This is a genomic window from Achromobacter sp. 10T422 (genome assembly GCF_056394065.1).
Genome location: NZ_JBFTHD010000002.1, coordinates 530,263 through 542,408 on the forward strand (window position 1 = coordinate 530,263; position 12,146 = coordinate 542,408).

11 protein-coding genes are annotated in these 12,146 nt (G+C 64.3%); 8 read left to right on the forward strand and 3 right to left on the reverse strand.

All coding sequences use genetic code 11. The annotated features are described in order from the left end of the window. Positions 1-15: 15 nt before the first annotated feature. From phnX to AC1DB0_RS06540, 3 genes are all read left to right on the forward strand, one after another. Entirely contained in the window at positions 16-846 is an 831-nt protein-coding gene (gene phnX / locus AC1DB0_RS06530) for a phosphonoacetaldehyde hydrolase (RefSeq protein ID WP_175169701.1), read from the forward strand. A gap of 139 nt (positions 847-985) precedes the next feature. After that, on the forward strand, positions 986-2,008 hold the full coding sequence (locus tag AC1DB0_RS06535; protein ID WP_054423577.1) for a putative 2-aminoethylphosphonate ABC transporter substrate-binding protein: 1,023 nt from the start codon (positions 986-988) through the stop codon (positions 2,006-2,008). 13 nt (positions 2,009-2,021) lie between these two features. Continuing rightward, complete coding sequence (locus AC1DB0_RS06540; protein ID WP_447577318.1) at positions 2,022-3,152, forward strand: TIGR03364 family FAD-dependent oxidoreductase; 1,131 nt, start codon at positions 2,022-2,024, stop codon at positions 3,150-3,152. 134 nt (positions 3,153-3,286) lie between these two features. Here the strand turns inward: AC1DB0_RS06540 and AC1DB0_RS06545 are convergent, their stop codons facing one another. The 3 genes from AC1DB0_RS06545 to AC1DB0_RS06555 all read right to left on the reverse strand — a co-directional run bounded on the left by AC1DB0_RS06545 (position 3,287) and on the right by AC1DB0_RS06555 (position 6,941). Further along, positions 3,287-4,432 carry an aromatic ring-hydroxylating oxygenase subunit alpha gene (locus AC1DB0_RS06545; RefSeq protein WP_054423573.1) on the reverse strand — a complete coding sequence of 382 codons (1,146 nt, stop codon included), beginning with the start codon at positions 4,430-4,432 and terminating at the stop codon, positions 3,287-3,289. A 292-nt stretch (positions 4,433-4,724) separates the two neighbouring features. After that, on the reverse strand, positions 4,725-5,735 hold the full coding sequence (locus AC1DB0_RS06550; RefSeq protein ID WP_346552357.1) for an acyltransferase: 1,011 nt from the start codon (positions 5,733-5,735) through the stop codon (positions 4,725-4,727). A gap of 237 nt (positions 5,736-5,972) precedes the next feature. Beyond that, positions 5,973-6,941: a Bug family tripartite tricarboxylate transporter substrate binding protein gene (locus AC1DB0_RS06555; RefSeq protein ID WP_054423569.1), complete on the reverse strand. Its 969-nt coding sequence runs from the start codon at positions 6,939-6,941 to the stop codon at positions 5,973-5,975. Between the two features lie 174 nt (positions 6,942-7,115). Here AC1DB0_RS06555 and AC1DB0_RS06560 point away from each other — a divergent pair, with 174 nt between their 5' ends. From AC1DB0_RS06560 to folE2, 5 genes are all read left to right on the forward strand, one after another. Next, entirely contained in the window at positions 7,116-7,970 is an 855-nt protein-coding gene (locus tag AC1DB0_RS06560; RefSeq protein WP_476757637.1) for an IclR family transcriptional regulator, read from the forward strand. A gap of 82 nt (positions 7,971-8,052) precedes the next feature. Further along, entirely contained in the window at positions 8,053-8,319 is a 267-nt protein-coding gene (locus AC1DB0_RS06565; RefSeq protein ID WP_054423561.1) for an exodeoxyribonuclease VII small subunit, read from the forward strand. Between the two features lie 7 nt (positions 8,320-8,326). Beyond that, entirely contained in the window at positions 8,327-9,238 is a 912-nt protein-coding gene (locus AC1DB0_RS06570; RefSeq protein WP_054424643.1) for a polyprenyl synthetase family protein, read from the forward strand. A 53-nt stretch (positions 9,239-9,291) separates the two neighbouring features. After that, entirely contained in the window at positions 9,292-11,154 is a 1,863-nt protein-coding gene (gene dxs / locus AC1DB0_RS06575) for a 1-deoxy-D-xylulose-5-phosphate synthase (RefSeq protein WP_476757636.1), read from the forward strand. Positions 11,155-11,342: 188 nt separating this feature from the next. Continuing rightward, positions 11,343-12,140: a GTP cyclohydrolase FolE2 gene (gene folE2, locus AC1DB0_RS06580; protein ID WP_054423559.1), complete on the forward strand. Its 798-nt coding sequence runs from the start codon at positions 11,343-11,345 to the stop codon at positions 12,138-12,140. Positions 12,141-12,146 lie beyond the last annotated feature (6 nt).

The window sequence follows — 12,146 nt, forward strand, 5'->3', positions numbered from 1 at the left end:
ACGCTTATTTCTAGGATGACCCTCATGACTGTTTCTTCCTTGCCCGTGCAGCTGGAAGCCGTGATCTTCGACTGGGCCGGCACGCTGGTCGACTTCGGTTCGTTTGCCCCCACCAAGGTGTTCGTGGATGCGTTTTCGCAGTTCGGCATGGAGGTGTCGCTGAAAGAGGCCCGCGGCCCGATGGGCATGGGCAAGTGGGATCACATCCGTGCGCTTTGCGACCAGCCCGCCATCGCCAGCCAGTACCAGGCCCAGTTTGGCCGCCTGCCCACCGACGACGACGTGACCGCCATCTACGAACGCTTTCTGCCGATGCAGATGGAGAAGGTTGCGCAGTATTCGGCGGCCATCCCCGGCGCGGCCGAGCTGCTGCGCGCGCTGCGCCAGAAGGGCTTGAAGATTGGTTCGTGCTCGGGCTACCCGGACAGCGTGATGCGCCGCGTGGTTGAACGCGCCGCCTCTGAAGGCCTGGAACCCGATTGCATCGTGGCCAGCGACGACGTGCCGCGCGCGCGCCCCGCACCCGCCATGGCGCTGAAGAACGTGGTCGAACTCGGGCTGTCCGATGTGGCCGCCTGCATCAAGGTGGACGACACCGCGCCCGGCATTGAAGAAGGCCGCCGCGCCGGCATGTGGTCGGTGGGCTTGCTGTTGTCGGGCAACGCCGCCGGCCTGACGCTGGACGAATACCTGAGCCTGGACGAGGCCGGCCGTGATCGGGTGCGCGCCGACGCCAGCCGCGAGCTGTCATCCGCTGCGCCGCATTACCTGATCGACACGGTGGCCGATCTGCCGGCCGTCATCATCGACATCGAAGCCCGTCTGGCACGAGGCCAACGACCCTGAGTTAGCGCTTTCTTCCGGCCTCGCCGGACGCTGTTTCCCTTTCTGTTTTTACCTTGCACCGCAGCCGGCAGCCGCCGGCAGTGGGGGCGACCTTCACCCTTTTTTTGCGCAATTTTTCCGCTCATCTACGGAGTTCCACATGAATCGCTACAAGCTGCTTGCACTGGCCGCCGCCCTGACGGGCGTGATGGGCGCCGCCTCCGCCGAGACCACGCTGACGGTCTACACCGCGCTCGAAGCCGACCAGATCAAGGTCTACCAAGCCGCATTCGAAAAGGCCAACCCCGACATCAAGATCCAGTGGGTGCGTGATTCCACCGGCATCATCGCCGCCAAGCTGCTGGCCGAAAAAAGCAACCCCAAGGCCGACGTGATCTGGGGCCTGGCCGGCACGGCGCTGGGCCTGATGGACAAGGAAGGCATGCTGCAACCCTACGCCCCCAAGGGCCTGGACCAGATCGCCGCCAACATGCGCGACGCCAAGGCCGAGCCGTCTTGGGTGGGCATGGACGGCTACGCCGCCGCCATCTGCTTCAACACCATCGAAGCCGAAAAGCAAAAGCTGCCCAAGCCCACGTCGTGGCAAGACCTGACCAAGCCGGTCTACGCCGGCAAGATCGTCATGCCGAACCCGGCTTCGTCCGGCACGGGCTTCCTGGACGTCAGCGCCTGGCTGCAAATCTTTGGTGAAGAAAAGGGCTGGGCCTATATGGACGCCCTGCACAAGAACATCGGTTCGTACACGCACTCGGGTTCGAAGCCTTGCAACATGGCGGCCGCGGGCGAGTTCCCGATCGGCGTGTCGTTCGACTACCGCGCGGCCAAGCTGAAGGCCGATGGCGCACCGGTTGAAGCCGTGTTCCCGTCGGAAGGTCTGGGCTGGGAAGTGGAAGCCACCGCCATCATGAAGGGCACGAAGAACCTGGACGCCGCGCGCAAGCTGGCTGACTTCTCGGCCAGCCGCGAAGCCAACGAGCTGTACAAGGCCAACTTCGCGGTGCTGGCGATTCCGTCCATCGCCACGGTCAACCCCAACCTGCCGGCTGACCTGACCAAGCGCATGATCAAGAACGACTTCGTGTGGGCCGCGACGAACCGCGAACGCATCATCGCCGAGTGGACGAAGCGCTACGACGGCAAGTCGGAACCCAAGAAGAAGTAAGGCGCGGCCAGCCATGAAAACGTATGACGTAATCGTGGTGGGCGCGGGCATGCTTGGCATCGCCCACGCCTGGGCGGCCGCCAAGCGCGGCCTGTCGGTTGCGGTGATCGAGCGCAGCCGTCAGGCGCACGGCGCCACGATCCGCAACTTCGGCCAGGTCATCGTGACGGGCCAGGCGCCCGGCATGATGCTGTCGCACGCGCAGCAGGCCCGCGAACTGTGGCTGGACCTGGCGGGCAAGGCGGGCTTTCATGTGCGCGCCAATGGCGCACTGGTGCTGGCCCGCAATGCCGATGAAGCCGCTGTCTTGCAGGAATTCGCGGACACGCGTTTGAAGCAGGAAGGCTATCGCGCCGATCTGCTGTCAGCGCGTGACGTGGCAGGCCTGTACGGCGGGCAATTGGCGCATCACTGCATGGCGCTGCGCGGCCATGACGACCTGCAAATCTATTCCCGCGAAGCCTTGCCCGCCATCACGGCGTACCTGGCCGAATCGTTGGGCGTGACTTTCATTACCGGCACGCTGGCGCGCGCGGTGGAAAATGGCCTGGTCGGCACCACCGCGGGTGAATTCCAAGGCAAGCACGTGTTCGTCTGCCCGGGTCACGATTACCTGACCCTGCTGCCCGAACGCTTCGCACGGCTGAACCTGGAAGTCACGCGTTTGCAGATGTTGCGCGCGGCGTTCGAGACGAACCCCATCGCATTGGACCGCCCCGTGCTGACGGGCTTGTCCTGCGTGCATTACGGTGCGTTTTCGGATTTGCCCACGGCGCAGACGCTGCGTGACGTGATCCAGGCCCGCACGCCGATGCTGCTGGAAAACGGCATCCATCTGCTGATCAGCCCCACGCCCACGGGCGAACTGATCATCGGTGACTCGCATCGTTATGGGCAGGACGCGTTCCCGTTCAACGACGAGGCGGTCGACAACGCCATGCTGGACTTGGCGTCGCAGGCATTGGGCGCGCGCCTGCGGGTGATTGAACGCTGGCAGGGCGTGTATGGCGCGCACGGGCCGGCGCCGTTTTCGGTGATGCCGGTGGACGCGGCCACGACGGTTGCCGTGATGCACTCCGGGGTCGGTATGACGGTGGGGCTGGCGATCGGTGAACGGACGGTGGCGGGCGTGATTGGAAAGTGACCCGGAAGTGACCCGGAACTGATCTGGAAGTGATTCGGACCAGCCCCGGAACTGATCGTCCGTTTAGCCTTGCCCAAGCAAAAGGGCCTCGCTTGTCTCTGCGAGGCCCTTTTTTTATTTCCGCAATGCCTGGATTACAGGTCTTGCATGATGCGCCGATACCATTCGTGGAAGTGCTGCATGCCGTCTTCCATGGGTGATTGGTACGGGCCGGTTTCGTTCACGCCGCGCAGCATCAGCGCCTTGCGGCCGGCGTCCATGCGTTCGGCGATTTCATCGTCTTCGATGGCCGTTTCCATGTAAGCCGCGCGCTGGGCTTCAACGAATTCGCGTTCGAACGCCGAGATTTCCTCGGGGTAGTAGAACTCAACTACGTTGATGGTTTCCTGCGGGCTCTTCGGGTACAGCGTGGACAACACCAGCACGTGCGGATAGAGCTCGATCATGTGGGTCGGGAAGTACGTGACCCAGACCGCGCCGAAGTCCGGTGCATCGCCATCGCGGAACGACAAGAGGCGGTCGTGCCATTGCTTGTACACATCCGAACCCGGCTGCGCCAGCGCATTGTGCACGCCCACTTTCTGCAAGCTGTACCAGTCGTTGAATTCCCAGGTCAGGTCGTCGCACGTGACGAAGCGGCCCAGCCCCGGGTGGAACGGACCCACGTGGTAATCCTCGAGGTAGACCTCGATGAACGTCTTCCAGTTGTAGTTGCACTGATGCACTTCAACATGGTCCAGCACGTAATCGCCGAAGTTGAATTCCGGACGCGAGAACAGCGGGGCCATGTCGGAGGCCGGATCGCGCGGGCCTTCGAACAGCAGGCCGTGGCAATCGCGCAGGCGGAACTTCTGCAGATTCATGCAGGGCGTGGTGGCGAACTGCGGCGCGCCCAACAACTCGCCTTGGTTGTTGTACGTCCAACGGTGCAGCGGGCAAACGATGTTGCCGCCGGTAGCCTTCAGATTGCCGTGCGTATTGCAGTTGCCGGTCACGTTGCCGGCTTCGCCGCCCAGCATCAAAGCCTGACGATGACGGCAGACATTCGAGATGAGTTCAACGCCTTGCTGGTTGCGAACCAGCACGCGTCCTCCGCCTTCCTGGGTCAACGACCGCCAATCCCCGATGTCGGGCACCAATTTCTGATGGCCGACGTACTGTGAGGATTGCTTGAAAATGAGTTCTTGCTCGCGGGCAAAGAGGGCTTCGTCAAAATAAGCGCTGACGGGTAGCTGGGTGCGAGCTGGCACGACATGTGCCATCCGACCGATGTCGGTCATGATTCCCTCCGCTCGGATAAAAAAGCCAGGACGGTTTGAGCTCTGCCAAGCGCTTTTGTTCAAGCCCAGCGTGATTGCAAACCATCGTTGCAAACGCTTGAGCTCAACGTCGAGCTTGGCTACATCCGTGCTGGCGCGAAGAAAAATCGGTGTCTGGCCGATCAAATAAGCCGTGAATTGTACCCCAAGGGATTCCCCCACGCCCGTGAAGATCGGTGAAGCTTGGTGAAGATCCAGAGGGGCATGATGGCCCCGCCACAAAGGCGAATCAACCCTTTGCGGCGTAGGTCTTTCAGACGAGCCTTCGGGTGGCGGGGTGGCGGCGCATCAGCCAGCTGCTGGCGGCCGATAGTGCGAAGACCGCCAGGGTCAGCAGCGGCACTATCCAGGCGTCGCGTTGGCCGCCTGTGAAAGCGCCCGCGCGGTGCGCGATGTCCAGGAAGACGGGGTGGATCAGATAGACGCCAAAGGTCAGCGGCGCCAAGGCGGTCAAGCGCGGCAGGCGGGGCGAGGACACGATCCATTGGAAGGCCGCCAGTGACATGAATGGCACGGTCAGGCTGAAGTAGTCGTAGAAATAAGTGTCCAGGGCGTGGCCATTGGACATAAGGCTGACGCCCAAAGCGGTGGCGGCGACGCTGGCCATAAGCATCAGGCCGGGGCGGGGGATGCGCATATCGCCATCAAAAATCAGGCGGCCGGCCACGAAGTAACCCAGGTACGGCAGGAACCACGTCAGGAAGAAACCGTGCGGCGCGCCGAGCGCGCGCCGGTACAGGGCATCCAGAATGGCCACGCCCAGAATGCCCACAACCCACAGCGCGCGGCCGCGCGGCGTGCTGCGTGCGTAGAGCAGGCGGGCCAGCGGGGCGAACAGGTACAGCCCCACGATCATGTACAGATACCAAAGGTGGTAATACGGTTCGCCTTGGGCCACCTTGCGCGGCCAGAACGAGAAATCGACGCGGCCGTCATCCCACCAGTCGAGCCCGGTGCGCCAGGCCAGATAGAACAGGGTCCAGAACACCAGCGGGGCGCAGATGCGCGCCATGCGGCGGCTGTAGAACTGGCGGGCGTCTTGGGGCTTGTGGGGGTCGAGCAGCAGGGCGCCGCTGACCATGACGAAAACCGGCACGCACCAGCGCGCCGCCGAGTCGTACAGATTGGCGGCCAGCCACGCGCCGCCGCCATACGCGGCCGGATCGCTGACGATCAGCGCGGCGCTATGGAGCAGCACGACGGCCACGGCCGCCAGCCAGCGGGCGGCGTCCAGGCGGGCGTATCGGTCTTCGGTCTGATGCATCGGGTTCCCGCTGGGTGTTTCGCTGCTTCACCATAGCAGCGACCCACGCCCGTCTTCTGTATCCAGCGGTTAGGCAAGGCGTAAAAAACCGACAGGGCCTGTGAAGGCGCTGTCGGTGGAAAGGGCGGCGTGCCCGGTGGGACGCCGCCAACTCGCGGGCCGGCGAGGCCGCGAACGATTTGTCACGAAACCGTTTGCCCGGTTGCCGGTTGCCCGATGGCGCAGCGCGCCGCGGGCTTATTGCAGAACGATGTTCGCCTGTTTGATCAGTTGCGACACGATGGGCTGTTCGGTCTTGATCTGCTTGTCCAATTCAGCCGCCGTGCCGGAACGCGGGTCGATCCCCATATCCAGCATGCGCTTTTTGACGGCTTCATCCTTCAGCGTTTCGGTCAGCGCGGCTTGCAGCTTTTCCAGTACCGGGGCCGGCGTGCCCTTGGGTGCCACGAAGCTGAACCAGGCGGTCATGTCGAAGGCCGGGTAGCCTTCTTCGGCCAGCGTTTGCAGCTTGGGCAGCGTGGCCAGGCGCGAGGGGCTGGTGATGGCGAACACCTTGACCTTGCCCGCGTCCGCTTGCGGCATGCCGGTGGCGACCATGTCGAAGAACAGGTCCACGTCGCCGCTGATCAGCGCGGGCAGGGCCTGGGTTGCGCCCTTGAAGGGCACGTGCAGGATGTCGATGCCGGCGCGTTCCTTGAACAGTTCGCCCGCCAGATGCGACGAGGTGCCGGGGCCGAACGTGGCGAAGGTCAGCTTGCCCGGGTTCTGCTTGGCATAGGCGACCACGTCCTGCGTGCTGTTGAACGGGCGCTTGGGGCTGGAAAGCAGCACCAGCGGGCCAACGCCCACCATGCCGATGTGCGCGAAGGCGTCCGGGTCGTACGGCAGTTCCTTATACAGATAGCGGTTCGTGACGAGCGTGGAGTTGGTGGCCATCAGGATGGTGTAGCCGTCCGCTTGCTCGCGCGAGACGAATGCCGCGCCGATCGACGTGCCGGCGCCTGCCTTGTTCTCGACGATCATGGGCTGGCCCAGCGTCTTGGCCATGCGTTCGGCCAGGATGCGCGTCAGCACATCGGTGGCGCCGCCCGCCGGGAAGGGCGAGACGACCTTGATCGGGCGGGCCGGGTAGGTGTCGGCCTGCGCGCCCAAGGCGGCGGCGCTGAGCAATACGGTGGCCAGCAGTTTGATGCCTGTGCGAATCATGTTTTTCCCCTTGAAATCGCGTGCATGAGTGGATCGCCGGGCCTGGCTTGGTTGCGCTGCGGTGCTTTGGGGGCATCGCGCCAACTTGCCAGGTCTCCTTGGATGATTTAAATTCCGTTATATGGAATTTAGTTTTGTTATTCGGAATAAACTATAAAAACGAAGCGAATAGAAATGCAATCTTTTTCTGACTCCAAGCGCGTCATTCACGCCGCCGCCAAGCCCGACGAAACGTTGGAACTCAGCCAGCCCGCCCGCCGCAAACGCACGGCTGGCGTGGGCGAAGGCGCCAATTCGCCCGACTTCATCACCGCGCTTGCGCGCGGGCTGGACGTCTTGCGCTGCTTTCGCCATGGCGTGACCGCGCTGGGCAATCTGGATCTGGCGCGCCTGACCGGCCTGCCCAAACCCACCATCAGCCGCATCACGTACACGCTGACTGAGCTGGGCTACCTGCGCTATCACCCGGACACTGGCAAGTACTCGCCCGGCTACGGCGTGCTGGCGCTGGGCTTTGGCCTGTTGGCCGGGCTGGAAGTGCGCGAACTGGCCAAGTCGTCCATGACGGACCTGGCGCGAGACACCGGGGGCGCGGTGGCGCTGGGCGCATTCGATGGCGACGCCATGACCTATGTGGAAGCCATCCACGGCTCGTCGGCGCTGTACCTGCGCCTGCCGGTCGGCTATCGCGCCAGCCTGGACAGCGCCATGGGGCGCGCGTATCTGGCCAGCCTGCCGGCGGACGCCTGCGATGACGTCACGGCCAGGCTCGGCCCGGCCGCGCCGCCCGCCGACGCCATCGTGCGGGCGCGGGCGGAATTGCAAGAATCCGGCTGCTGTTTCGCGCTGGGGGAGTGGCAGTCGGGCATCAACGCCGTCGCCGTGCCGTTCACCTCCATTACCGGCGAAGGGGTCTTCGTGATGAGCTGCGGCGGCCCCGCCAGCCTGTTACCCGAGGCCGAGTTGCGCACGCGCGTGGGGCCGGCATTGCGGGCCGCCATTGCGGGACTGGCGGGGTCATCGACCTGATCATTGCGCTGCATCAAGGTCCGGCGTGGCTATCTCGTACAATTCACGAATTGATCCACCCCTAGCGCCCTCGGAGACCCGTTTGGCCACACCCGCACAAGCCGATCCGCAGATCGATGACCGTCCCTTGCCCCAGGATTTCGAAACGGCCCTGGCCGAATTGGAATCGTTGGTTGCGGCCATGGAAGACGGCTCGTTGCCGCTTGAGCAATCGCTGACTGCCTACCGGCGCGGCGTTGCCTTGACGCGCGTCTGCCAGGAACGCCTGGCGCAGGCCGAACAGCAGGTCAAGGTTCTGGAAGGCGACCTGCTGCGCCCGCTGGACCCGGCGGCGCTGGATGACGAATAAGAATCCGATGAAGCAAACTCAACTCCCCTTCGCGGAGTGGTTGCACGGTCGTGTGCGGCATGTCGAAGACGTGCTGGATGACCTGATGCCCCCCGCGGATGTGCTGCCCGTCCGTCTGCATGAAGCCATGCGCTACGCCGTGCTTGGCGGTGGCAAGCGCGTGCGCGCCGCCATGGTTTACGCCGCGGGGCAAGCCTGCCCCGTCAGCGGCAGCGTGCTGGCCATCGAGGCCTCTCTGGACCGTGCGGCGGCGGCGGTGGAACTGATTCACGCCTATTCGCTGGTGCACGACGACCTGCCTTGCATGGACGACGACACGCTGCGCCGCGGCCGGCCCACCACGCACGTGCAATTCGACGAAGCCACCGCCATGTTGGCGGGCGACGCCTTGCAACCGCTGGCGTTTGACCTGTTGGCGTCCATGCCGATTGCGCCCGCGCTGATCGTGCAGGCCACCCAATCGCTGGCGCGCGCCGCCGGCAGCCAGGGCATGGCGGGCGGTCAGGCAATTGACCTGCTCAGCGTCGGCCATTCGCTGTCGCGCGATGAACTCCAGACCATGCACAGCATGAAGACCGGCGCTATGCTCGCGTGCAGCGTTGCGCTGGGCGGCATCGTGGCCGGCGCCAGTTCGGCCTCGCGTCAGGCCTTGGACGCGTACGCGCAAGCCATGGGTCTGGCGTTCCAGGTGGTGGACGATATTCTTGACGTCACCGCCGATACGGCCAGCCTGGGCAAGACGCCGGGCAAGGACGCGGCGGAGAACAAGCCCACATACGTGTCGCTCCTGGGCCTGTCCGAAGCGCGCGCGTTTGCCGAAGAATTGCGTGTGGCCGCGCTGGCGGCGCTGGAACCGCTGGGCGACGCCGGCTTGCGCCTGGCGCAACTGGCCGATTTCATCGTCCTTCGAGACCGCTGATCCGTGACTAGCCCGGCCTGAGTCCAGGCCGGGCCAACGAACCCCATAAAAGCATGACGACTGATTTATTGGACCGCATTCAATCCCCGGCAGACCTCAAGCGCCTGGATCGTCGCGAGCTGAAAAAGCTTGCTGACGAGCTGCGCGGCTTCGTGCTGGAGTCGGTATCCAAAACGGGCGGGCACCTGTCGTCCAACCTGGGCACGGTCGAGCTCACGCTGGCCTTGCATCAGGTGTTCGACACGCCGCATGACCGCATCGTCTGGGACGTGGGCCACCAGTCCTATCCGCACAAGATCCTGACGGGCCGCCGCGCCGGCATGGCCAAGCTGCGCCAGCAGGGCGGCATCTCGGGCTTTCCCAAGCGCAGCGAATCCGAATACGACGCCTTTGGCACCGCGCACTCGTCAACGTCCATCTCGGCTGCGCTGGGCATGGCGGTGGCCTCGCGCAATGCGGGCGTGCAGCGCCAGCACATCGCCATCATTGGCGACGGCGCCATGTCCGCCGGCATGGCGTTCGAGGCCATGAACAATGCGGGCGTCACGCCCAACATCAATCTGCTGGTGATCCTGAACGACAACGACATGTCGATCTCGCCGCCGGTGGGGGCGCTGAACCGCTACCTGGCGCGCCTGATGTCGGGCCGTTTCTACGCTACGGCCAAGAACGTGGGCCGCGCCGTCCTGCAGCACGTGCCGCCGGTGCTGGAACTGGCTCGCCGCTTCGAAGAGCACGCCAAGGGCATGGTCACGCCGGCTACGTTGTTCGAAGAGTTCGGCTTCAATTACGTCGGCCCCATCGACGGCCACGACCTGGACGCGCTGGTGCCCACCTTGCAAAACCTGAAGGCGCTGCAAGGCTTGCAGTTCCTGCATGTGGTGACCAAGAAAGGCCAAGGCTACAAGCTGGCCGAAGCCGACCCGGTGCTGTATCACGGCCCCGGCAAGTTCGACCCGGCCGTCGGCATCCAGCAGTCCAAGGCGCCCGGCAAGCGCACCTTCACGCAGGTGTTTGGCAAGTGGCTGTGCGACATGGCTGAAGCGGATTCGCGCCTGGTCGCCATCACCCCCGCCATGCGCGAAGGCAGCGGCCTGGTGGAATTTGAAAAGCGTTTCCCGCTGCGTTATTTCGACGTGGGCATCGCCGAGCAGCACGCCGTGACGTTCGCCGCGGGCGTTGCCTGCGAAGCGCAGAAGCCCGTCGTTGCCATCTACTCCACGTTCATGCAGCGCGGCTATGACCAGTTCATCCATGACGTCGCCCTGCAGAACCTGGATGTGACTTTCGCGCTGGACCGCGCGGGCATCGTCGGCGCTGACGGCGCCACGCATGCCGGTAACTACGACACCGCTTTCTTGCGTTGCGTGCCGAACATGGTCGTCGCCACGCCGTCCGACGAAAGCGAAACGCGCTTGCTGTTGTCGACCTGTTATCAGTACCCGGGCCCGGCATCGGTGCGCTATCCGCGCGGTGCGGGCTGTGGCGCGGTGGAAGACGCTGGCCTGGGTACCGTTGAGCTTGGCCGCGGCATCGTGCGCCGCGAGGGCAAGAAGATTGCCATCCTGGGCTTCGGCACGCTGGTGCAGCCAGCGTTGGCCGCAGCCGGCAAGCTGGACGCCACGGTGGCGGACATGCGCTTCGTGAAGCCCATCGACCGCGAATTGATTCTGGACCTGGCCAGCCGCCACGACGCGCTGGTCACGATTGAAGACGCCTCCATCATGGGGGGGGCGGGTAGCGCCGTGCTGGAAGTGCTGAGCGCCGCCGGCGTACAGATTCCGGTGCTGCAACTGGGCCTGCCGGATGTCTTCATTGACCACGGCGAGCAGTCGGCCCTGTTGGCCGGCGTGGGCTTGGACGCCGCCGGTATCGAGCAATCGATTCGCACGCGCTATGCCGATCTGCTGGCGTAAACGCATACCGCGAGCCCGGACGAAGGCGCGGCTTTCGTCCGGAATCTGAAACACACTGTTCCGGCCCCGCCAACCTACGAATAGAAGGGTTTTCCCTGGCGCAGGCGGGGGTTTGGGCGATAATGGCCCTCTCTCAAAGTTTCCTAGGCCGAGCGCGAGCGACTGATTGCCTAGACAGGTACGCTGAAATGAATTCTCCGATCGACCCCGCCATCGTGATGCCCGACGTCCAGAGTTCGGCGGACACCCGGCACATCCCGATCCAGCGCGTGGGCATCCGTGGCGTGCGCCACCCCATGCTGATTGAAAGCGGCGACGGCTCGCCCCAAGGCACCGTGGCCAACTGGACGCTGACCGTGGCGCTGCCGCCCGAAGAAAAGGGGACGCACATGTCCCGCTTCGTGGCGCTGCTGGAAAAGTATCGCAGCACCCCCATGACGCCGGCCCTGTTCCGCGCCATGGCCGCTGACATGCTGCCGCTGCTGCACGCCGAACGCGGCGACATCACGGCCGCCTTCCCGTACTTCATCAACAAGTCAGCCCCGATTTCCGGCGTGCAAAGCCTGCTGGACTACGAAGTTCAGTGGATCGCCCGCGCGCAGAATGATGGCGTGGAATTTGAGCTGGTCGTGCAGGTGCCCGTCACCAGCCTCTGTCCGTGCTCGAAGGCCATCTCGGAATACGGCGCGCATAACCAGCGTTCGCACGTCACGGTGTCGGCCATTCTGGACGGCGACATCAGCATGGACGGCGTGATCCGCCTGATCGAAGAGGAAGGGTCGTGCGAACTGTGGGGCCTGCTCAAGCGCCCCGACGAAAAGTACGTCACCGAACGCGCTTACGACAATCCCAAGTTCGTCGAAGACTTGGTGCGTGACGTGGCTGCCCGCCTGAATGCGCATCCCGGCATCGCCCGTTATCGCGTCGAGGCCGAAAACTTCGAATCGATCCACAACCACTCGGCCTACGCCGTCGTGGAAGGCTGAGCGTTC